General features: G+C 47.9%; 23 protein-coding genes and 1 pseudogene. 19 read left to right on the top strand and 5 right to left on the bottom strand.

From position 1 onward, the window contains the following. The first annotated feature begins 175 nt into the window (after positions 1 to 175). Both abiEi and NXS07_RS07065 read left to right on the top strand, forming a co-directional pair. Positions 176 to 712 carry a type IV toxin-antitoxin system AbiEi family antitoxin gene (gene abiEi / locus NXS07_RS07070; protein WP_038207251.1) on the top strand — a complete coding sequence of 179 codons (537 nt, stop codon included), beginning with the start codon at positions 176 to 178 and terminating at the stop codon, positions 710 to 712. A gap of 20 nt (positions 713 to 732) precedes the next feature. Next, positions 733 to 1003, top strand: a pseudogene (locus NXS07_RS07065) (nucleotidyl transferase AbiEii/AbiGii toxin family protein); the annotation flags it as partial. A gap of 28 nt (positions 1004 to 1031) precedes the next feature. Here the strand turns inward: NXS07_RS07065 and NXS07_RS07060 are convergent. The 4 genes from NXS07_RS07060 to paaZ form a co-directional block, all read right to left on the bottom strand. Continuing rightward, a complete protein-coding gene (locus NXS07_RS07060) occupies positions 1032 to 1157 on the bottom strand; it encodes a hypothetical protein (protein ID WP_038212918.1) in 126 nt (41 codons plus the stop codon). Between the two features lie 22 nt (positions 1158 to 1179). Next, positions 1180 to 1311, bottom strand: coding sequence for a type II toxin-antitoxin system RelE/ParE family toxin (locus tag NXS07_RS07055; protein ID WP_230579957.1), 132 nt, complete (start codon positions 1309 to 1311; stop codon positions 1180 to 1182). Beyond that, positions 1299 to 1571, bottom strand: coding sequence for a CopG family ribbon-helix-helix protein (locus tag NXS07_RS07050; protein WP_038212921.1), 273 nt, complete (start codon positions 1569 to 1571; stop codon positions 1299 to 1301). The genes NXS07_RS07055 and NXS07_RS07050 overlap by 13 nt, the downstream gene beginning before the upstream one ends. A gap of 240 nt (positions 1572 to 1811) precedes the next feature. Next, on the bottom strand, positions 1812 to 3884 hold the full coding sequence (gene paaZ, locus NXS07_RS07045) for a phenylacetic acid degradation bifunctional protein PaaZ (protein WP_238125390.1): 2073 nt from the start codon (positions 3882 to 3884) through the stop codon (positions 1812 to 1814). 327 nt (positions 3885 to 4211) lie between these two features. On the opposite strand from paaZ, the gene paaA reads away from it, so the two are divergent. The 17 genes from paaA to NXS07_RS06955 all read left to right on the top strand — a co-directional run bounded on the left by paaA (position 4212) and on the right by NXS07_RS06955 (position 19968). Next, on the top strand, positions 4212 to 5153 hold the full coding sequence (gene paaA, locus NXS07_RS07040; protein ID WP_258086449.1) for a 1,2-phenylacetyl-CoA epoxidase subunit PaaA: 942 nt from the start codon (positions 4212 to 4214) through the stop codon (positions 5151 to 5153). Between the two features lie 44 nt (positions 5154 to 5197). Beyond that, positions 5198 to 5485 (top strand): 1,2-phenylacetyl-CoA epoxidase subunit PaaB, encoded by a 288-nt coding sequence (paaB, locus tag NXS07_RS07035; RefSeq protein ID WP_238097690.1) that lies wholly within the window; start codon positions 5198 to 5200, stop codon positions 5483 to 5485. A 10-nt stretch (positions 5486 to 5495) separates the two neighbouring features. Beyond that, a complete protein-coding gene (gene paaC / locus NXS07_RS07030; RefSeq protein WP_258086448.1) occupies positions 5496 to 6272 on the top strand; it encodes a 1,2-phenylacetyl-CoA epoxidase subunit PaaC in 777 nt (258 codons plus the stop codon). Positions 6273 to 6301: 29 nt separating this feature from the next. Then, positions 6302 to 6805 (top strand): 1,2-phenylacetyl-CoA epoxidase subunit PaaD, encoded by a 504-nt coding sequence (gene paaD / locus NXS07_RS07025; RefSeq protein ID WP_258086447.1) that lies wholly within the window; start codon positions 6302 to 6304, stop codon positions 6803 to 6805. Between the two features lie 19 nt (positions 6806 to 6824). Continuing rightward, positions 6825 to 7910 (top strand): 1,2-phenylacetyl-CoA epoxidase subunit PaaE, encoded by a 1086-nt coding sequence (gene paaE, locus NXS07_RS07020; RefSeq protein ID WP_258086446.1) that lies wholly within the window; start codon positions 6825 to 6827, stop codon positions 7908 to 7910. Between the two features lie 24 nt (positions 7911 to 7934). Beyond that, positions 7935 to 8708, top strand: coding sequence for a 2,3-dehydroadipyl-CoA hydratase PaaF (paaF, locus tag NXS07_RS07015; RefSeq protein WP_258086445.1), 774 nt, complete (start codon positions 7935 to 7937; stop codon positions 8706 to 8708). A gap of 3 nt (positions 8709 to 8711) precedes the next feature. Further along, on the top strand, positions 8712 to 9509 hold the full coding sequence (gene paaG, locus NXS07_RS07010) for a 2-(1,2-epoxy-1,2-dihydrophenyl)acetyl-CoA isomerase PaaG (RefSeq protein ID WP_038197681.1): 798 nt from the start codon (positions 8712 to 8714) through the stop codon (positions 9507 to 9509). Between the two features lie 2 nt (positions 9510 to 9511). Then, positions 9512 to 11110: a 3-hydroxyacyl-CoA dehydrogenase gene (locus tag NXS07_RS07005; RefSeq protein WP_038207268.1), complete on the top strand. Its 1599-nt coding sequence runs from the start codon at positions 9512 to 9514 to the stop codon at positions 11108 to 11110. Continuing rightward, the gene (gene paaI, locus NXS07_RS07000) at positions 11100 to 11555 is read left to right on the top strand and encodes a hydroxyphenylacetyl-CoA thioesterase PaaI (protein ID WP_038207271.1); all 456 of its coding nucleotides are present in this window, start codon (positions 11100 to 11102) and stop codon (positions 11553 to 11555) included. Before NXS07_RS07005 ends, paaI begins: the two co-directional genes overlap by 11 nt. Next, a complete protein-coding gene (gene pcaF, locus NXS07_RS06995; protein WP_258086444.1) occupies positions 11552 to 12766 on the top strand; it encodes a 3-oxoadipyl-CoA thiolase in 1215 nt (404 codons plus the stop codon). The genes paaI and pcaF overlap by 4 nt, the downstream gene beginning before the upstream one ends. Positions 12767 to 12861: 95 nt before the next feature. After that, the gene (gene paaK, locus NXS07_RS06990) at positions 12862 to 14172 is read left to right on the top strand and encodes a phenylacetate--CoA ligase PaaK (RefSeq protein WP_038197686.1); all 1311 of its coding nucleotides are present in this window, start codon (positions 12862 to 12864) and stop codon (positions 14170 to 14172) included. 140 nt (positions 14173 to 14312) lie between these two features. Further along, positions 14313 to 15254: a phenylacetic acid degradation operon negative regulatory protein PaaX gene (gene paaX, locus NXS07_RS06985; RefSeq protein WP_038207280.1), complete on the top strand. Its 942-nt coding sequence runs from the start codon at positions 14313 to 14315 to the stop codon at positions 15252 to 15254. A gap of 300 nt (positions 15255 to 15554) precedes the next feature. Beyond that, a complete protein-coding gene (gene catB, locus NXS07_RS06975; protein WP_038224000.1) occupies positions 15555 to 16181 on the top strand; it encodes a type B chloramphenicol O-acetyltransferase in 627 nt (208 codons plus the stop codon). A gap of 506 nt (positions 16182 to 16687) precedes the next feature. Then, positions 16688 to 17785, top strand: a complete 1098-nt coding sequence (locus NXS07_RS06970; RefSeq protein ID WP_258086443.1) for an ATP-grasp domain-containing protein — start codon at positions 16688 to 16690, stop codon at positions 17783 to 17785. A 10-nt stretch (positions 17786 to 17795) separates the two neighbouring features. Continuing rightward, positions 17796 to 18527, top strand: a complete 732-nt coding sequence (locus tag NXS07_RS06965; protein WP_258086442.1) for an aspartate/glutamate racemase family protein — start codon at positions 17796 to 17798, stop codon at positions 18525 to 18527. Next, positions 18524 to 19378 carry a hypothetical protein gene (locus NXS07_RS06960; RefSeq protein WP_038197049.1) on the top strand — a complete coding sequence of 285 codons (855 nt, stop codon included), beginning with the start codon at positions 18524 to 18526 and terminating at the stop codon, positions 19376 to 19378. Before NXS07_RS06965 ends, NXS07_RS06960 begins: the two co-directional genes overlap by 4 nt. Then, the gene (locus NXS07_RS06955; RefSeq protein ID WP_238097708.1) at positions 19375 to 19968 is read left to right on the top strand and encodes a C39 family peptidase; all 594 of its coding nucleotides are present in this window, start codon (positions 19375 to 19377) and stop codon (positions 19966 to 19968) included. Before NXS07_RS06960 ends, NXS07_RS06955 begins: the two co-directional genes overlap by 4 nt. Before the next feature lie 368 nt (positions 19969 to 20336). Here the strand turns inward: NXS07_RS06955 and NXS07_RS06950 are convergent, their stop codons facing one another. Then, on the bottom strand, positions 20337 to 20867 hold the full coding sequence (locus NXS07_RS06950) for a hypothetical protein (RefSeq protein WP_238125373.1): 531 nt from the start codon (positions 20865 to 20867) through the stop codon (positions 20337 to 20339). Positions 20868 to 20870 lie beyond the last annotated feature (3 nt).

Here is a 20870-nt window from a genome sequence, read left to right as displayed (position 1 = left end):
GTATCAAAATGAACTGCTGAAAATATTGGGGCAACCCTATGAATCATTTTATTCCTGAAAGTGGTGCGGAATGTCGGATATACCATTTATATATGTTATTTACGTATATATAGTGCCATGCTAATATGTGTACACAAATCTCACTTTATAATGATATAAGTGTATACTTAATGCGATGAACCAGACTACAGCCATTCACTGCTTAAACAAGCTCGATCAACAAGGTCGTTACGTCTTCACCAGTAGAGATCTCGCTAAACTGTTTTCGGAAGACAGCAAACGCGCTTTTGAAGCCGGACTGAGTCGTCTAGTCAAGCAAGGTATCTTATCGCGTGCTTGTAAAGGGGTTTACGTGTTCACCTTATCAAGACACAAAGGACTTCACACACTAGAATTGATTGCCAAAACAATGCGACGCGGTGAATACAACTATGTCAGTTTGGAATCTGCTCTATCTGAATACGGAGCTATCTCACAAATCCCCATTGATCGGCTGACGGTGATGACGACGGGTAGAAAGGGGGAATACAACACACCTTTTGGTACGGTTGAATTTACCCATACTAAAAGAGCAGTATCAGACATTATCAACCACATCCAAGATGTTGGCAGACCACTTCGTCTAGCAAATAAACAGGCAGCTTACCGTGATCTAAAGCGAGTAGGCAGAAACACACACTTGGTTGAAAAGGAAATGGTCTATGAAAATTGATCGTACGGATTTCGCACGGCTTCCAGGGAGGAACATCTTTGAGCCTGTGTTATGGTGGTAACCGTTTTAGTGAAGACCTAGATTTCGCAGGTGGAAAAGATTTTCGTCCCGCCAATTGGGGGCGATGAAACAGTATATTGAAGATTATATTGATATACGATATGGCTTGAAAGTTACGGTAAAAGAACCTAATACACTAAAAAAAAGCCTGAATATACTGAACTCAATATTAGCAAATGGCAGATTTCCATCATTACTTCCCCCAACCGAAAAAACTTACCTAAACAACAGAGCGTCACTCTCTCCTTTTCTAGATAATTTAGTATCCCGCTTCTTTTTGGTGCTGCACCGCAAGAATTGTGGCTGTTTCACCATCAAAACGATACAAGTCAATATAGCCACTGCTACCAAAATCAATAAGCCATTCTCGGAATACGGGATCCATATCTTCAGCAGGGCGTCCTACTTCAGGCTGGTGTCACGCTGGCACGTATTGTTTTAATAGCTCTACGAGCTGCTGCTTCATCTTTCTTGACTAGAAAACGATAGAGCTTTTGTACGTCAGTAAGGGCCGCCGGAGACCAGATCAAACGTGGCATTCAGGTAACTCCGTATTATCTCCTGCTTCGAGCTTTGCTAACCAGTCGTCGGCTTCTTCAAGTGTCAGGTGTAATCCATTCTCTTGATACGCTTCCCAGGCTCGCAATACATCCTGTTTGAAGGACTCACGTTTTTCTTCACGCTCTACATAATCACGTATAGCTTCACGCATTATCCAGTGAGCCGAACGCTGGCGCACTTCTGCCAAATTCTGGATCCGGCTTTTTAAATTATCGTCAAGTTTTACTGATGTCGCCATTTTGTCCACCTTAATATTAAAAGGTAATACCTTTGACTGCTATATCATAAAATCTTTACTTTCTTGGAAGAATTATTCCGAAAACTGCAACTCACCTATTCTACAGATAAAATTCAACCCGAATTCAAACTTTAGAGAACAGCCTGAGGATCACCGCTATTTTATTTTCTTTGACAAATATCCTCAGGCATTTCAGTTTCCTTACTCAACAAATCTCCGATTTGTTTATCTCAACCGCACCTACTCAGACGCGGTAAAATCCCCTTGCTGCCGTTCCACCAGCGTGAGAATACTGTAAAGCGCCACTGGCTGTTGCTCCTGATTCAAGACCTGCACATCCCACACCACAACACCTTGCGGTTTGTCATCAGGGGTTTTCTGGGCTTTCTTAATCTTCTTCTTGCAGGTCAGCCGTACCTGAATAGTATCGCCAATTTTCACCGGCTCAATAAAACGCAGGTTTTCCATACCATAGTTAGCAAGCACCGGCCCAACCGCTGCATCAACAAACAATCCCGCTGCTGCCGACACGACAAAATAACCATGTGCCACACGTTCACCAAACAGAGATTCCGCCGCACCCAATTTATCCATGTGCGCATAAAAATGATCTCCGCTCAGGCAGGCAAAATTGACGATATCAGCTTCGGTGACAGTACGACGAGCCGTCAACAGGCTTTCACCAATCTCAAGCTGTTCGAAATACTTACGGAACGGATGAATCGGATCGACCTTCACTTTGGCACCACGTACCCATTCACGGCCGATGGCGGCCAGCATGTTTGGGCTGCCCTGAATCGCGGTGCGCTGCATATAGTGTTTCACCGCCCGCAGTCCCCCCAGTTCCTCACCGCCGCCGGCACGCCCCGGCCCACCATGTACCAGCATAGGCAGTGGAGAACCATGCCCCGTAGATTCCGCAGATGCCGCTTCATCCAGCACCAGCATACGGCCGTGGGCACACGCTGTTGCCCGGATCACCTGCACCGCGATCTGCTCATCCGCCGTGACCAGCGAACCCGCCAAACTGCCCTGCCCCATCAACACCAGCGCTATCGCCTGTTCTGTCCCCTGATACGGCATCAACGTGGAAACAGGCCCAAAAGCTTCCGTGCCATGTACGGCTTTATGTGTCACCGGATCAGCGCAATAGAGCAGAGTCGGTGGGTAGAATGCGCCCTCGCTGCTGGAATTGCCTGTCAGCACCAGTTGATCCAAAGAACCACCGCACAAGGGTTCACAACCGTGACTCAACAGTTCATCAACCTTGGCCTGAACCTCATCGCGCTGTTCAAGGCTAATCAACGCGCCCATGCGCACTTCCGGCAGCGCAGGATCGCCGACGGTCACTCCGGAAAGGCGTTTAAGCAGTGCTTGTTTAACCGCCTCAAGCTGACTGACTGGCACGATAATACGCCGGATGGCCGTACATTTTTGCCCTGCCTTGGCCGTCATCTCGCGGACAACTTCCTTGATGAACACGCCAAATTCCGGCATTTCAGGCGTTACATCCTCGCCCAACATGCAGCAGTTAAGGGAATCGGCTTCCATGGTAAACGGAATCGATTTTTCGATCAGTCGTGGGTGGACACGCAGCTTCTGCCCGGTCTGCGCCGATCCTGTAAAAGTCACCGCATCCTGATAATCGAGATGATCAAACAGATCGCCAATGCCACCGCAGATCAATTGCAGTGCGCCTTCCGGCACCAGACCGCTATCGATGATCATTTTGACCATCGCCTGCGTCAATTGAGCGGATGCCGTCGCGGGTTTGATGATAGCTGGCATACCGGCCATCCACGTTGGTGCCAGTTTTTCCAGCATTCCCCAGCAAGGGAAGTTAAACGCGTTGATATGCAGCGCGACGCCGGGACGCGAAGTCAACATATGACGAGCCACAAACTGCGACTGCTTAGAAAGCGGGATCATCTCATCTTCCGGCCACAGGGTATCATCCGGTAACTCACGCCCCGCCAGCCCTGCATAAGAAAACAGCGTCGCAATGCCGCCTTCAATATCCACCCAACCATCCGCACGGGTCGCTCCGGTTTCTGCCGAAATAGCATACAGCGTTTCTTTGTTAGCAAGCAGATGCTTCGCGACCGCTTTCATCATCTGCGCACGTTGTTGGAACGTCATGGCGGACAACGACTTACCGCCTTTTTCACGGGCATATCCCAGACTATCCGCCAGTGGCAGGCCATCTGAACACACCTGATACAAGGCTTCACCACTCACCGCATGATGAATGGCTCTGGCGTTGCCCTGCCCATAAACCCAAGCACCACAAATATAACTGGTTAACTGTTGCATTTTTTTCTCCGCCGAACGCATTAATGAATCAATCATAAAGTAAATAGATGGCATTTATGTATCATATAACTCATCAGCAAGACCACCCAATAAATTAACAAAAGCAAAACATTTGCGGACGATCACTTGTTAATATTCTTACCCTCATCCAACAATAAAAATTAACTTATTGTTTTTAAATAAATAAAAATTCATATTGTGATGTGTACGACAAATACACAACCTAAGTGTTTGATATTTCTGTTATCAGTTTGTAGATTTATAGCTATATAAAGTGATTCGATTTTTTATTTAAAATAAAAAAATAAGAATCATAACGGAGGCAACATGACAACTAACTCACTTCAGGCGCATTTTGACGCCAAAATCGCGGCGGATCTTTCCATTGAGGCCAAAGACTGGATGCCTGATGCCTATCGCCAAAACCTGATACGTCAAATCGGCCAGCACGCCCATTCGGAAATTGTCGGCATGTTACCGGAGGGCAACTGGATCACCCGCGCCCCGACACTACGCCGCAAAGCGGTGCTGCTGGCAAAGGTGCAGGATGAAGCCGGGCACGGGCTTTATCTGTACAGCGCGGCAGAAACATTGGGCTGTACCCGTCAGGACATCTACCAGAAGCTGCTGAATGGCAAGATGAAATATTCATCCATCTTTAACTATCCCACCCTCAATTGGGCAGATGTCGGGGTGATTGGCTGGCTGGTGGATGGGGCGGCGATCATCAATCAGGTCGCCCTGTGTCGGGCATCTTACGGCCCGTATGCCCGTGCGATGGTGAAAATCTGCAAGGAAGAGAGTTTCCACCAGCGGCAGGGTTATGAAGCCGTTATGGTACTGGCGGCGGGCAATGACGCCCAACGCGCGATGCTGCAAGATGCCATCAACCGTTTCTGGTGGCCGACGCTGATGATGTTTGGCCCCAATGACAATGATTCCCCCAACAGCGCCCAAAGCATGGCATGGAAAATCAAACGGTTCAGCAACGATGAACTGCGGCAGAAATTTATCGACAGCACCGTTCCGCAATTGGAAGCACTGGGCATGACCGCACCCGATCCCGAACTGGCCTGGGATGAAACCACGGGGCACTACCGTTTTGGTGAAATCGATTGGGACGAATTCTATCAAGTGCTCAAAGGACAGGGCATATGTAATCACGAACGGCTGGAAGCCAAACGCCGAGCTTGGGAAACCGGAAGCTGGGTGCGTGAAGCCGCTTCAGTGCATGCCAAGAAAATGGCAGCCAGAAAAAATGCTGCTTAATCCGTTTCATTACCGGAATTGATGACCGGAACAGGAGACAAAACATGAGTGATACCGATTGGCCGCTGTATGAAGTCTTTATCCGCAGTAAACAGGGGCTGGCTCACCGTCATGTCGGCAGCCTCCATGCAGCAGATGATCAAATGGCGCTGGAGAACGCGCGCGATGTCTACACTCGCCGTAGTGAAGGTTGCTCCATCTGGGTAGTGAAATCCCTCTATCTGGTGGCCTCACAACCTGAAGAGCGCGGGGCTTTTTTCGATCCCTCGGAAGACAAGATCTACCGTCACCCGACTTTTTACACCATTCCTGATGGCATCAAAAATATGTAGGAGCTGAAATATGAAGACACAGAGCGTTGCTCCACCCAATCAGGATCTGCTTAATTATGTGCTACGGCAGGCGGATACCCCGTTAATTCTGGCACAGCGCCTGTGTGAATGGTGCGGCCATGCGCCAGAGCTGGAAATTGACCTTGCCCTGTCGAATATTGGCCTCGATCTGCTGGGGCAATCACGCCATTTTCTCAGCTACGCCGCCACACTTTATGGAATAGATTTTGATGAAGATCGGCTGGCATTTGGCCGCGATGAACGAGAATACCGTAATCTGCTGCTTGTAGAGCAACCCAATGGCGGCTTTAACGATACGCTGGTGCGTCAGTTTTTTATCGATGCCTATCACGTCCTGCTCCATCAGGCACTGGGGCAGAGCCGCGATCCCCAATTGGCCGCGATCAGCACCAAATCGTTGAAGGAAGTCGAATATCACCTGCGTTTTAGCGGTGGCTGGGTGATCCGGCTGGGGGATAGTACGGAACTGAGCCGCGAAAAAATCCAGCAATCGGTCAATCAACTGTGGCGCTTTACTGGCGAACTGTTCCATTGCGATGAAGTGGAACAGCGGCTGGCCGAAGAAGGCATTGCGGTCGATCCCCGTACTTTGTACGAACCTTGGCGGCAAATCATCAACGAGACATTCGCACAGGCCACATTGGAAATTCCGCAGGAAACGCCCTACCGACAGGGTGGTAAGCAGGGGCTGCATACCGAACATCTGGGATACATGCTGGCGGAAATGCAGTATCTGCAACGCACCTATCCCAACTGTAACTGGTAACCATCCGTTGATCACGAAAGGAGGGGATGATGGAACAGCAAGTTAACACATTACAGCCGCCGGCTATCCATCAGATCTGGCAATGTCTGCACCAGATTGCCGATCCTGAGCTTCCCGTACTCTCCATTACTGATCTCGGCATGGTTCGGGCAGTAACCCCTCAGCAAACCGGCTGGCGAGTCATATTCACCCCGACGTACTCCGGTTGTCCGGCAACGGAATACCTGATCAATGAGATCCAGCAAACACTGGCACGGGCGGGCTTTACGCCGGTCACTATCGAAATAAGCCTGACACCGGCGTGGACAACTGACTGGATGAGTGCTGATGCCAAGCAACGTCTGCGGGAGTCCGGCATCGCGCCTCCGCAGGGTCTGGCTTGTGAAAAACCGATAGAGACAGAAACAATCACCTGCCCACGTTGTGGCAGCCATGAGACCGAAAAAATCAGTGAATTCGGTTCCACCGCCTGCAAAGCGCTCTATCGCTGTCAGCAGTGTCTGGAACCCTTCGACTATTTCAAATGTATTTGAGTTTAGGGAGCAGCAAAAGATGGCTACTTTTCATCGTCCGACTTTTCACCGCTTAAGCATTGCAGCGATTGAGCGGGAAACACCTGATGCCGTGACCGTCACACTGCATGTCCCCGATGAGTTGAAAGCCCTCTTTTGCTATCAACCCGGCCAGCACCTGACACTCAAGGCACGGGTGGATGGCGCAGAGCTACGCCGCTGTTACTCCATTTGCAGTTCACCACTGGACGATGGATTACAAATTGGCGTCAAGGCCACCTATCAAGGGCGTTTTTCGACTTTCATCAACCAGCAGCTTAAAGTCGGGGATGAGCTGGATGTCATGCAACCACAAGGCAATTTCGGCCACCATCCCGATGGGAACAACGCGGGAAACTATCTGGCAATCGCTGCGGGTTCGGGTATCACGCCAATTCTATCGATCATCAAAAGTACACTGGTGCTGGAACCGGATAGCAGCTTCACGCTGATTTACGGTAACCGCACCAGCCGTTCCGTGATGTTCAAAGAAGCACTGGCCGATCTGAAAAATCGCTACCTGCACCGTTTTCAGGTGCTGTACCTTTTCAGCCAGGAAATCACCGATAGCCCGATGTTCAACGGCCGCATTGATAGCGAACACCTTCAACGCCTCGGCAAGATCCTGCTCAATTTCAGCCAGTTCGAACAGGCCTTTCTCTGCGGGCCAGCAGCCATGCTGGATGATGCTAAATCTGCACTTGAGCAGGCCGGCATGGCGTCCGAACGTATCCATACGGAACGTTTCAACACCGGGCGTAATCCATCAAGCACCGCTGTTCGCCCGGCCAATCTGGCTGAACGCAATGAAACCCATGTGGAGATTCATCTGGATGGCCGCACCCTGAACATTGCCATGAACACCGAAGATGACAGCATTCTCGATGCGGCACTGCGTCAAGGTGCCGATTTGCCCTATGCCTGTAAAGGAGGCGTGTGTGCCACCTGCAAATGCCGCCTCAAATCCGGTGAAGTGGATATGAGCGTGAACTACAGCCTTGAGCCGGATCAACTGGCTGCCGGTTATATCTTAAGCTGCCAGTCGTGGCCGAAAGGCGACGGCGTGGTTGTGGATTTTGACATCTAGCACCGTCAAAAATGAGGAGCTACCATGAGTCACGAATGGATTTTATGCCACCAGCAACAACGGGTACGCACGCTGACCCTGAACCGTCCAGAAGTCCGCAATGCCCTCAGCAATGACTGTCTGGAGCAACTCGTGCAGCAATTGGAACAGGCGGATGCCGATACCGGAACTGGAGCTATCGTCATTACGGGTTCATCAAGCTATTTTGCGGCGGGCGCCGATCTCAAGGAACTACAGCAGCAGACCGTTGCGACGGCAATGACAGACCGCCGCCCACAACTCTGGCAGCGTTTGCACAACATCACCAAACCTCTTATTGCGGCCGTCAATGGCTACGCACTGGGTGCAGGTTGCGAACTGGTGCTGGCCTGTGATCTGGTGATTTGCGGTGAAAGTGCCCGCTTCGGCCTGCCGGAAATTACATTGGGATTGATGCCGGGCGCTGGCGGTACACAGCGGTTAATCCGCAGTGTGGGCAAAGCACTGGCCAATCAAATGATCCTAACTGGCGAGGCGATCGACGCCCAAAAAGCACAGCAGGCAGGGCTGGTGAGCGAAGTCTGTATCGATGCTCTGACGCTGGAACGCGCGGAACAGATTGCCCTACGCATCAGTGAATTTTCGCCGCTGGCGTTACGGGCGGCTAAGGCTGCACTCAAGACTGCATACGAAACCAGCCTGTCACAAGGGCTGCTCGCCGAGCGCCAGCAATTTGTCGCTCTGGCGGGGACAGCCGATCGCCAAGAAGGCATTACCGCTTTTCTTGAAAAACGTAAACCAACATTCAAAGGGTTCTGATCGATGGAAAATATGTCAATGATACTCACTGATATTGAAGCAGGTGTCCTCAGCATTACGCTCAACCGTCCAGAACGCATTAACAGCTTTAACGAGGAAATGCACCAACAGTTAAGTGAAGCGCTGAAGATTGCTGAACAGGATGAATCCGTGCGCTGTGTCCTGCTCTCAGGCGCTGGACGGGGCTTCTGTGCCGGACAAGATTTAAATGATCGCAACGCCATCACCTCGGAGGGTGACGTTCCTGATCTCGGCCAATCCGTTGAACGTTTCTACAATCCGCTGATCCGTCGCCTGACTTCCCTGCCCAAACCCGTGATCTGCGCCGTCAACGGAGTAGCAGCAGGCGCAGGCGTCTCCGTTGCACTGGCCTGTGACATTGTGATCGCTTCCCGTACCGCCAGCTTTATTCAAGCCTTCTGCCGCATTGGTCTGACGCCGGATGCCGGCGGTAGTTGGTTCCTCCCCCATAAAATCGGACATGCCCGGGCAATGGGAATGGCATTATTGGGAGACAAAATCAGCGCGGAACAAGCACTGGAATGGGGCATGATCTGGCAGGTCGTCGAACCCGAAGCGTTAGAAGATAAAACACGGGAGCTCGCTCAACATCTGGCGACCCAGCCAACGGTGGCGCTGAGTTGCATCAAGAAAGCCACTTATGCCGCCGCAGCCAATAGCTTGGATCAACAGCTTAATCTCGAACGTGATTTACAGCGCCTGTGCGGACGCAGTGAAGACTTCCGTGAAGGTGTCAGTGCATTCATTGACAAACGCCAACCACAGTTCAAAGGGAGATAATCATGAACACGCCAGCACATCATCGTCCGATCCTTCACGGCCCGATTGCCGTCATTGGCGCGGGAACGATGGGGATCGGCATTGCGCAAGTCGCCGCTCAAGCAGGGCATTCCGTCCTGCTGTTTGATGTGAAGGGTGAAGCGGCACAGCGTGCACTGGAGACGCTGCACACCCGTCTGCATCAGCGTGTGGAGGCAGGCAAAGCAGAAGCTGGCGCAACCCAAGCCCTATTGCAGCGCATCACACAGGTTGACTCCTTACAGGCACTAGCACCGAGCGCACTGGTGATTGAAGCGATTATCGAACAACTGGAGGTCAAACAGAACCTGTTCCGCCAACTGGAACCGCTCTGTTCAGCCGAAACCATTTTTGCCAGCAACACCTCATCGCTATCGATTACCGCCATTGCCCGTGTGCTGGCTTCACCCCAACGCATGGCGGGGCTACATTTTTTCAACCCCGCGCCACTGATGAAGCTGGTGGAAATCGTTCAGGGGTTGGAAACATCTTCTCAAACGATAGCCGCACTCAAAAGTCTCGTCACCGATTGGCAAAAACAGCCTGTAGTCTGCCGCTCTACGCCGGGTTTTATCGTCAATCGCATCGCCCGCCCGTTTTATGCGGAGACTTTGCGCGCATTGGAAGAAAACATTGCTTCTCCCGCCACACTGGATGCAGTGATGAAAGAATCTGGCGGCTTTACGATGGGGGCGTTACAGCTTACCGATTTGATTGGTCATGACGTTAATTATGCCGTGACCGAATCCCTGTTCCACGCATTTCACGGTGATCCGCGCTTCCAGCCATCACTGCGCCAGAAAGAGTTGGTGGAAGCCGATCATCTGGGACGTAAGCGCGGTCGGGGGTTTTATGTTTATGATGGCAAAGAAAAACATCAGCCATTACCCCGGTTGGAAACCCTCCAAGAGCAAATACGGCCTACGCGGATTCAGGCAACGGGCGATTGGGGAACTCTGCCACATTTTGCCGCGCTGTTAAAACCGTTGTTACCACAATATGGAATCGCCCTCGAAGAAAGCAAAAATACCGGTTCCCAGCCGCCAGCATTACAGCTTGATGACGTTATATTAACGCTGACACAAGGTAAAACCAGCGCACAGCTTGCTGATGAAATCAGGGCGCCAGTGGTACAGTTTGATCTTGCCGCCAATCATCAGACTGCTTCCATCATCACTCTTAGCTCGGCCTGCCAGAACACCCGGCCGCAGACGGAAAAAGTGATCAGTTTCCTGCAATCTCTCGGCAAGCAGGTGGTTCTCCTGCCGGATTACCCTGCCTTACTGACGATGCGCACCGTGGCCATGTTGTGCAACGAAGCGCTGGATGCCATCAATAAAGGCATCGCCAGCGCCGAAGATATCGATCTGGCGATGTGTTACGGCGTCAATTACCCCATCGGCCCGTTGGCATGGGGGGAACAACTGGGCTGGCGGCACATTCTCAGCACGCTGGAAAACTTACAGCAATTTTATGGCGAACCCCGCTACCGACCTGCACCTCTGTTACGCCAACTGGCGGCAGGCTATGTAACGCTGCATCTCCAGCGGGATCAAGATAAGGAGCACAACCATGTCCGCTAACGCTTCCAGCCAACTGGCTCAGCGCTGCATTGAAGCCATGTATGCCAAAGATGCCTGCGCCCAGAATATGGGAATGCACATCGACCATGTTGATACAGGGGTCGCCCAAGTGAGCATGACCATTAAACCAGACATGCTCAACGGCCATCAAAGCTGTCATGGTGGCATCCTGTTCAGTCTGGCCGATACCGCCTTCGCCTATGCCTGCAACAGCGAAGGGCTGGCAGCGGTGGCATCCGGTTGCAGCATTGATTTTATCCGCCCGGCCTTTAGCGGTGACCACCTGACAGCCACCGCTTTTATGCAGCATCAGGGCAAAACCACTGGCTTGTATGACGTCAAAATTATCAATCAGGACGGCAAAATAGTGGCCTTCTTCCGGGGTCATGCTCATCGTCTCGGTCATTCTATTCTGAAAGAGAGCCAGGGAGAGCAACAATCATGACCCATGCGTTTATCTGCGACGGCATTCGTACACCTATCGGGCGTTATGGCGGGGCCCTTTCCGGCCTGCGGGCTGACGATCTGGCCGCTCTGCCGCTACAGGCATTACTGGCACGTTATCCCTCGCTGGATTGGCAACACATTGATGACATCATTCTGGGCTGCGCAAATCAGGCGGGGGAAGATAACCGCAACGTGGCACGCATGGCGGTTTTACTGGCAGGGTTACCCTATTCGGTGTCAGCGACCACCCTTAACCGGCTATGTGGCTCCGGTCTGGATGCTTTGGCCTTTGCCGCCCGTGCCATTAAAGCCGGCGAAGCGCAACTGATGCTGGCGGGCGGTGTCGAATCCATGACCCGAGCCCCTTTCGTCATGGGTAAAACCGACAGCCCATTCAGCCGCCAAGCACAGATCTTTGATACCACCCTTGGCTGGCGCTTTATCAATCCCCTGATGCAACAGCAATTCGGCACAGACTCCATGCCAGAAACTGCGGAAAATGTTGCCGCCCAGTTTCAAATCAGCCGTGACGATCAAGATGCCTTCGCCCTACGCAGCCAGCAACGCACCGCCAGCGCCCAACAACGGGGTATTCTGGCGGAAGAAATCACCCCCGTAATCCTGCCCGCCGCCAACAAAAAAGGGGTAGCGACCATCGTCTCACAGGATGAACATCCACGACCGGAGACAACATTCGAACAACTGCAACGGCTGAAAACCCCCTTCCGCACTGACGGGACAGTCACCGCCGGCAACGCCTCTGGCGTCAATGATGGTGCGGCGGCACTCATCATCGCCTCAGAGAAGGCCGCCTTGCAGCAGGGGCTGACACCCCGGGCGCGCATTATCGCAACCGCTACCTGCGGCGTTGAACCTCGCATGATGGGGATCGGGCCACTGCCAGCCACCCGCAAGGTACTGGAGCTCACTGGCCTGAGCCTGAACCAGATGGATATTATTGAACTCAATGAAGCCTTTGCCGCGCAGTCACTGGCTGTCATGCGTCAGTTGGGGCTATCGGATGATGCAGAACAGGTTAATCCGAATGGTGGCGCGATTGCATTGGGTCATCCATTGGGTATGAGCGGGGCGCGTCTGGCGCTGACTGCCACTCTGGAACTGGAACGGCGTGCCGGCCGCTATGCCTTGTGCACGATGTGCATCGGCGTAGGGCAAGGGATCGCCATGATTATTGAACGCGTATCGTAACGGCAACAACTTATATCGGGTATTGGCAAATAACCCACACCTGCACATAAAAACAACAACCTGTTACAAACAAATCAACAAAGGGACAGGAAACTATGAGCAACAACGTACAACACCTCGATTCCATTGAGTTTGCTTCACGTGACGAAATTCAGGCGCACCAGTTTGAACAGATAAAATGGACGCTCCATCACGCCTACAACAACGTGCCCATGTACCGCCGCAAATTTGACACCGCCGGCATCCATCCCAGTGATTTCAAGCAACTTGAGGACATCACCAAATTTCCCTACACCACCAAACAGGATCTACGGGATCACTACCCGTTCGATACTTTCGCCGTTCCGATGGAACAAATCGTGCGCATCCATGCCTCATCGGGCACCACAGGGCATCCTACCGTGGTGGGTTATACCCAGCGGGATATTGACCATTGGGCTAATCTGGTCGCCCGTTGCCTGCGCTTTGCCGGAGCAAGTGCCAAAGACAAAGTTCACGTCGCCTATGGCTACGGCCTGTTTACCGGAGGGTTGGGAGCACACTACGGGGCTGAACGTCTGGGCGCAACCGTGATCCCCATGTCCGGCGGTCAGACCGAAAAACAGGCGCAACTGATTCTGGACTTCAAACCCGACGTCATCATGATGACCCCTTCCTACTGCCTGACTTTACTGGATGCGCTGGAACAGCGGATGGGCGGAGATGCCAGCAAATGCTCCCTGCGTGTTGGCATTTTCGGCGCAGAGCCTTGGACAGAAGCGCTGCGCCGCGAAATTGAAACGCGTATGGGCATCAAAGCCTTGGATATTTACGGCCTGTCCGAAGTCATGGGGCCGGGGATCGCGATGGAATCGGTGGAGCACGCTAACGGTTCCACCATTTGGGAAGATCATTTCTATCCGGAAGTGATTGATCCTGACAACCTGAGCGTACTGCCGGATGGCGAATCCGGCGAACTGGTTTTCACGACCCTGACCAAAGAAGCCATGCCCGTGATCCGTTACCGCACCCGCGATCTGACCCGTTTATTGCCGGGTACTACTGCCCGTCATATGCGTCGTATGGACAGGATTGCCGGACGCTCTGACGACATGCTGATTATCCGTGGCATCAATGTCTTCCCATCACAGGTAGAAGAACAGATCATCCGCTTCAAAGAGCTGTCGCCTCATTACCAGTTAGAAGTGAACCGCACAGGCAATTATGACTGCCTGTCAGTCAAGGTCGAGCTAAAAGAGCCGGAGCGGCTTGACGCTCAACAACGCTGCGACATCTGCCACCAGTTGCGCCATCACATTAAATCCATGATAGGGCTGAGTACAGAGGTCAGTATCGTCAACTGCGGAGACATCCCCCGCTCAGAAGGCAAGGCGGTCAGAGTGATCGACCACCGCCAGCATGAGTAATCATTCGCCACCGTTGAGGTTATCCCATCGTGCAACGGTGGCGGTTTTCCGAACGTATACCCAGTAGATTTCAAGTTGCAGGGTATATTTCTCCGGTTATGCTAATGGCATGACACATTTGCGAGCAGATAATGGAAAAAATGGCACACAAACTCGACGACTTTATCCGACACGCCCTTGATGCCCAGCCCATTAGTGGAACATCGCTGATCATCTCTCTGTTTGGGGATGCCCTCAGTCACCGTGGTGGTGAAGTATGGTTGGGCAGCCTGAGCCTCCTGCTGGAGCCGATGGGGTTCAGTGACCGTTTTGTGCGAACATCCGTCTTTCGCCTGCAAAAAGAGGGCTGGCTGGCAGTGGAGAAAATCGGCCGTCGCAGCTATTACCGCATCACCGAGCGTGGCATGAATCAATTCCGCCATGCCGAGAGCAAAATCTACCTGAGCGAACAGCCTGAGTGGGATGGCAAATGGGATCTATTGCTGCTGGAAGGCACAACCAAAGAAGAACGCAACCGCCTGAAAAAAGAACTAAGCTGGCTTGGCTTCGGCCAACTCAACAGTACCCTGATGGCGGCACCCAGCAGCGCGCAAAGTGATATTCCCGCCCTGCTTGGCGAACTCAACGCCAGTGATTCCGTGATCTATTTTCGGGCAGACTATCCCTATCCCCGTTCAGAACAAAGCCTGAAAGAGCGGGTATCGGCCAGTTGGTCACTGGATCAAGTGGTAAAACACTATCACGAGTTTATCGTCTCATTCCGTCCCTTAATGAAGCTGCTGCAAGATTGCAGTGAAGCCGACCTGACACCAGAACGCAGCTTCCAGTTACGCCTGCTGCTTATTCACTTTTACCGCCGTGTGGTGCTGCGCGATCCGCTGCTGCCGGATGCTTTGCTGCCAGCACAATGGGAAGGACAGGTTGCCCGTAACTTGTGTACCAATATCTACCAACGAATAGACCTTACTGCGACACGTTACGTCAGCGAACGCTGTGAAACCACCATTGGCACACTTCCGCAACCGGGAGCGGCGTATTACCGCCGTTTTGGTGTTCTGCACAGTGAATCCGGTATCGTCTGACCCTTTGAGGAAATACTTATGCCTGTCTATCAAATTGATGGTTTAACCCCGGTTATCCATCCAAGCAGTTTTGTCCACCCGACCGTGCTCTGCGCGACCTGACAGAACAAGAGCTGGACTGGAAACGCATCAGTACCCGTGAATATCAGGATCTCGTCACACGCTGCAAAAATACCTTACAGAAGTAGAACCGCTGGCAGAAATGGAACCGGGACGCAAACGGCTGACATTCAGCCAAGACTTTATGCCGAAAAACCAATTGTAATTTTCAAATTCAAATCAGATAGCAATAAGGGTTATATGGAAAATTATTTTGACAGCCCATTTAAGGGCAAAACCTTAGCGGAACAGGTCACTAATCCGAATATTCAGGTCGGCCGTTTCAGTTACTATTCCGGTTATTATCATGGACATTCTTTTGATGACTGCGCCCGTTACCTGTATCCCGATTCAGTTGATGTCGATAAATTGATCATCGGCAGCTTCTGCTCCATCGGCACCGGAGTCGCCTTTATGATGGCGGGTAATCAAGGACATCGTTTGGATTGGGTTTCATCCTTTCCGTTTTTCTATATGTCGGAAGAGCCGGCCTTTGCCGATGCTCATGATGGCTACCAGCCGATGAGAGACACCGTTATCGGCAATGATGTCTGGATGGGTGCCGAAGCGATTATTATGCCCGGTGTAAACATTGGCGATGGGGCAGTTATCGGCACCCGCGCTCTTGTCACCAAGGATGTGGAACCTTACACCATTATTGGCGGCAATCCGGCGAAGGTGATCAGAAAACGCTTTTCGGATGAACAGATTGCGATGTTACTGGAAATGCAGTGGTGGAACTGGCCGCTGGAACAATTAAAAGCGGCGATGAAACTGCTCACTTCAGCGGATATTGAAGGGTTATATCGGTGGTGGAAGAATCAGTAGTCGATGAATTAGATCGTGATTTATAAAGCCACGACCCCCTTTAAAATAGGGGGTTGTCGTAATATTAGTTAATAAATTTCAAATCTGGTTTTATTCAGTCTCTTTATAATGAATAACAGATTTACTCATATCAATAAAGGGATTACTGAATATTATAACTTTATAATGATGATCGTCCTCACCATCCGGCAGTTCCCAATTAATCAGATAATTACCATTTTTAATAAGTTTACCAGAACACGATTATCTGTGTTTATTTAGGCTAGCCTAATGTCAACCTGAAAAACATCTTTTATAAAATCAGGATGAAATTAATTAAACATAAAAATATTATCTTGTAAATATTCACCATTATAAAAACTCATAGAAACAATTAATAATTATTTTTATTTTCTTCTTTTTTTAAAATAAAGCACCAAAAGGTATTGCATTGAAATGAATAGTGTGCTTGAATTAATTTCAATGCATGAATTATATTCTTAAAAAATCAAAAAAAGGAAATATATATGGTTTATTTTCCTAGCGACACAAAAACAACTATACCATTATCGATCATTTTTGGTGGAATTTCCCCAGAACATCCAGCATCAGTTAGTTCTTTTGATAATCTTATAAAAAATTTCAGAGAGCTTAATTTTGATAGAAATATCAATGCAATATACTTTTTCGATAAAGATGGTTCTGTTTTATATAACGCCTATACACCCTATATTTCTCCCGATGATTTTACTCATTCTGGAGATAAAATAGATTTATATACAGCAATCAAAAGGATGTCTGAACAAAACGAATTTCACATCAATCTTCTTCATGGTAATTTAGGTGAGGATGGGCATATCCAAGGAGTTGCTAAGTATTTTAAAATTAAAGGAACATTTGGTAGTGTACTTCCTTCCTCGCTCTCTATGAGTAAATACCATATGTCACACTATATTAATAGTTTATTACCCTCTTTAAAATCACCGAAAACATTACTCTTAACTGAAGATAATCTAGAAAAAACATTTTCATTGATTAGCGATAACTTCCCTGAAGAAAAAATAGTTATAAAACCTAATTCATTAGGCGCTTCTTTATTTACAAATAAATATGTTAATCTGGAAAATGAAAAAAAATCAATATTGGATAATTTGAAAAATATTTTTGAATACGATAGATTTGCCTTGGTACAAGCTTTCATCAAAGGAAAAGAGTATTCTGTTGGTTGCATTAGAATAGAAGGGAAAGCAATAGCACTCAATGTTGTCGAAATAATCACAAAGAATAGTTTTTTCGGTCATGATGAAAAGCATCGAATTAATAAAGCAGAAGAAATTCTTTTAATACAAGATTCAGAGATAACGAGAACACTAAAAGATTTATCTATTAAAATTTTTGAATCTACTGGATATGAATTTATGTGTCGATTTGACTTTATTGTTACCGAGTCTGAAGAAATATACTTTCTTGAATCAAATCCAATCCCGGGCATGATGAAAAATAGCATATTTCCTAAGATGTTAAAAGGACACAAATTATCAATACCTAGCTTGTTTATTCACCTATCATGTTCATCACAAAACATTTCTGAAAAAAAATCTATTTTTAACTACATTATCGAGTAAAGGTAAAAAAATGGAAAGAATAGGATTAATTGGCGGTGTCAGTTGGGCATCAACTATGGAATATTATAAACGTTTAAATATGGCTGTACAGAATACTGGTAAAGATTTTGAATCTGCCGATTTGGCTATTATCAGCCTTAATTTTTCAAAAATACTTGCCGCCCAGAAGCGAGATGATAATGAGACTGAATTTAACATTCTCAGTAAAGCAGTTCATCAACTTGCGCAAGCCGAAGTAAAAAAAATCCTTATTTGTTCTAATACAACCAGTAATACTTGCGATCGGCTTTCAAAACTGGTTAATATTCCAATAATCAATATTATTGATGCCACCGCAAATAAATTACTCAGCATGAAGGTTTCCAATGTTGGGTTAATTGGTACTCAATATGTTATGGAACGTGATTTTTATAAGAAACGACTTGAAGCTAAAGGAATAAACGTATTAATACCTAGATCCAGGACTCGGCAAGTCATACATGATTCTATTTATCAGGATCTATGTCGCTATGCACTCACTGACACATCCCGTGGAATAATGTATCGTGCTATTGATGAATTAGCTGAATCAGGCGCAGAAGCCGTCATACTCGGCTGTACAGAAATTCCTTTAGTTGTCAGTGATAGGGTGTATCAAAATTCAATAAAAATAATTGATTCTATCGATGCTCACATTGAAGCCGCATTGTCTCTAACACCGGAAAATAATAATACTTCGTCTATGTTAAGGCATCTCAATTGAACATAGCACAATATGGTGTTTTTTTGTTGATCATCGTACTAACGACTTTGCGAACCCTTGCCCTTAAAAAAGTTGCAGAACGTGTATCTCCAGAGAATACTGCTTTTATTATTGGCGCTGGCACGTTTTTAACGTGCCTTTCTCTACTTCCTGTCGCCATAACCACGGGCATCTCAACTCCATCTGATTTCCTTAACCTAACAGGGATATCTGCTGGATTGATGAAAGGGGTGCTTCTAGGCATAATGCTGATAGCACAACAAAATCTTATCAACAAAAGCCTTTCATCTGCCACTTATGTATTCCCTATATCTCTTGGGTTTATTGCACTCGTTGATATACTGATATTTGGTTCTAATCTTACCTTTGCCTCGATCCTCAGTATTAACCTTCTTTTTGTCGCCGGAATTCTTTTCACTATGATTGGTCATATTAAAAGCATGCACAGACGAAGTAAGCTTATGTTTTTCATTATGATATTCTGTGTAATCGGGTTTGCAATTATGGACCGAACAGGGATTCCCACGAGTGGTTGGTTTACCTATTTATTATTTACTGGCATAGGGAATATATTTGTTATTTTTTTCTATCAGAAAAATAAATTTTCTTTTGTTCCACTGAAATTTTGGCTTTCCATATCAATTATCTGGGTTTTACCCGAATTATTTTTTAACTATGCTATTGCCACTTATTTACCTGTCAGCTACGGATATCTAGCAATAACTCTCAGGATTCCTTTACTTATGCTAATTTCAGTGCTTGTCTATCGTGAAGGCAAACTCTCTGAACAAATGTTATTTTCCTTTGTTGCTGTTATCGCGATTTTACTTATTTTCATGGAGAGACTATGAAAGTCCCCTATTTTTCTCAGTGGGAATCATTCCATTTAGCCAATGACATTATTCACCATCAACTTCCACTTAGTCATGATCCGCTATGGGAACAATCCGGTGCAGATTCCCCAGAGGAATATGCGAAATGGGCAAATCATATCTGTGGTATGGCTTGTCTTAAAATGTTGCTTGCAGCTCGCTCAGGGAAAATTTACCCATTGCTGAAATTAACTAAAATGGCAACCGAGTACGGAGCATACCAGATAGAAAATGAGCATATAAAAGGAATGATTTATGCCCCTGTAGTTTCAATGTTATCGGAACAATTTGGGATTTTCTCTCAAATAGTGACCGGTATGGCGGCCGAAAAGATACATGAGGTTTTTACCCAAGATAGTTTATATATAGCTTCCGTTCATCCTAGTATCAGATGGCCAACACGATTACCTGAAAAAAAGGGCGGACATCTTGTGCTGGTGACTAACGCTACACCCGAAGAAATCACTTTTCATAATCCTTCTGGTGCTAACACTCAAAGTCAAATTGATGTAAAAATGTCAGTAGATATTTTTGGCCGATTTTATGCCGAGCGTGGCATACTCATTTAGCTATTTAAGAATCGGTAGTTTCACAAAAAACTGGTGATTTTTAAAAAACCACAAGAATTCCATTCCGAGAGTTTAAGCGGTATTAGTCAATTTTCAACTAATATGACTGTATCCATGGCGCATTTGGGGAAACAGCTATTTTGCATACATAGCATGCTACTTCTTGGCTGTAATTCTGTAATTTCACTTTTCAGAATCAGGCCGAACTAACTCAAAAAATTAGTCATAATATTTTCAAGGAACACGAATATGTTTACTTCCAGAGTAACGATGTTGCATTTATTATATGAAACCGCACATTCAATAGGCGTATATTGTTACCACCAATTTAAACACGAACTGCCCGCAGACTGAAGGCAGTTGTGATATTACCTGACCCCAGAAGGTGTTATCGTGATTTTTTGCCCATTCAATTCACAATCATTCATCATTTGAATAACGCCTTCTTTAGCCCATAAAGCCTGCGCACCTTCTGCTTCCTTATAAGGAACAACAGATTCATTCATATCAATAAAGGGTTTGCTGAATATAATGGCTTTATAACGATGATCGTCCTCACCATCCGGCAGATCCCAATCAATCAGATAATTAGCCGTTTTCCAAAAAACAATAATACGTTCACGCTCATCGCGATCTTTTGTTTTATTCCATTTGTAACCAATCAAACAGTATTCATTATTCACATTTTGTAAATTAAACCGCTTAATAAGATAACTAAATGAGCGTAAATAACCCTCTTTATAGTTATTTATCTTTAACGGCTTAAAATAATTATCTGGTTTTGAGTCATAGATTCCCCAACTTCCCGTCTTTTCCCAAGCTTTGAAATCCAGTTCATCTTGCTTTGAAAAAGCAGTTAACGAGAACAGAATCATGCATAAACCAATTAAATATTTCATATA

It is taken from the genome of Xenorhabdus bovienii, from assembly GCF_024721015.1.
GTDB classification, from domain to species: domain Bacteria; phylum Pseudomonadota; class Gammaproteobacteria; order Enterobacterales; family Enterobacteriaceae; genus Xenorhabdus; species Xenorhabdus bovienii.
This window is presented reverse-complemented; position numbering and strand designations above follow the sequence as displayed.

Bases quoted from the DNA above. Each gene is read 5' to 3' on its own strand.
- paaD (WP_258086447.1), top strand. From the start codon at position 6,302: ATGGAACAGCAAGTTAACACATTACAGCCGCCGGCTATCCATCAGATC.
- NXS07_RS06965 (WP_258086442.1), top strand. From the start codon at position 17,796: ATGGAAAGAATAGGATTAATTGGCGGTGTCAGTTGGGCATCAACTATG.
- paaK (WP_038197686.1), top strand. From the start codon at position 12,862: ATGAGCAACAACGTACAACACCTCGATTCCATTGAGTTTGCTTCACGT.
- pcaF (WP_258086444.1), top strand. From the start codon at position 11,552: ATGACCCATGCGTTTATCTGCGACGGCATTCGTACACCTATCGGGCGT.
- NXS07_RS07055 (WP_230579957.1), bottom strand. From the start codon at position 1,311: ATGCCACGTTTGATCTGGTCTCCGGCGGCCCTTACTGACGTACAAAAG.
- NXS07_RS07060 (WP_038212918.1), bottom strand. From the start codon at position 1,157: ATGGATCCCGTATTCCGAGAATGGCTTATTGATTTTGGTAGCAGTGGC.
- paaB (WP_238097690.1), top strand. From the start codon at position 5,198: ATGAGTGATACCGATTGGCCGCTGTATGAAGTCTTTATCCGCAGTAAA.
- paaA (WP_258086449.1), top strand. From the start codon at position 4,212: ATGACAACTAACTCACTTCAGGCGCATTTTGACGCCAAAATCGCGGCG.
- NXS07_RS07050 (WP_038212921.1), bottom strand. From the start codon at position 1,571: ATGGCGACATCAGTAAAACTTGACGATAATTTAAAAAGCCGGATCCAG.
- paaC (WP_258086448.1), top strand. From the start codon at position 5,496: ATGAAGACACAGAGCGTTGCTCCACCCAATCAGGATCTGCTTAATTAT.
- paaF (WP_258086445.1), top strand. From the start codon at position 7,935: ATGAGTCACGAATGGATTTTATGCCACCAGCAACAACGGGTACGCACG.
- NXS07_RS07005 (WP_038207268.1), top strand. From the start codon at position 9,512: ATGAACACGCCAGCACATCATCGTCCGATCCTTCACGGCCCGATTGCC.
- paaG (WP_038197681.1), top strand. From the start codon at position 8,712: ATGGAAAATATGTCAATGATACTCACTGATATTGAAGCAGGTGTCCTC.
- paaX (WP_038207280.1), top strand. From the start codon at position 14,313: ATGGCACACAAACTCGACGACTTTATCCGACACGCCCTTGATGCCCAG.
- NXS07_RS06955 (WP_238097708.1), top strand. From the start codon at position 19,375: ATGAAAGTCCCCTATTTTTCTCAGTGGGAATCATTCCATTTAGCCAAT.
- catB (WP_038224000.1), top strand. From the start codon at position 15,555: ATGGAAAATTATTTTGACAGCCCATTTAAGGGCAAAACCTTAGCGGAA.
- paaE (WP_258086446.1), top strand. From the start codon at position 6,825: ATGGCTACTTTTCATCGTCCGACTTTTCACCGCTTAAGCATTGCAGCG.
- abiEi (WP_038207251.1), top strand. From the start codon at position 176: ATGAACCAGACTACAGCCATTCACTGCTTAAACAAGCTCGATCAACAA.
- NXS07_RS06970 (WP_258086443.1), top strand. From the start codon at position 16,688: ATGGTTTATTTTCCTAGCGACACAAAAACAACTATACCATTATCGATC.
- paaZ (WP_238125390.1), bottom strand. From the start codon at position 3,884: ATGCAACAGTTAACCAGTTATATTTGTGGTGCTTGGGTTTATGGGCAG.
- NXS07_RS06950 (WP_238125373.1), bottom strand. From the start codon at position 20,867: ATGAAATATTTAATTGGTTTATGCATGATTCTGTTCTCGTTAACTGCT.
- paaI (WP_038207271.1), top strand. From the start codon at position 11,100: ATGTCCGCTAACGCTTCCAGCCAACTGGCTCAGCGCTGCATTGAAGCC.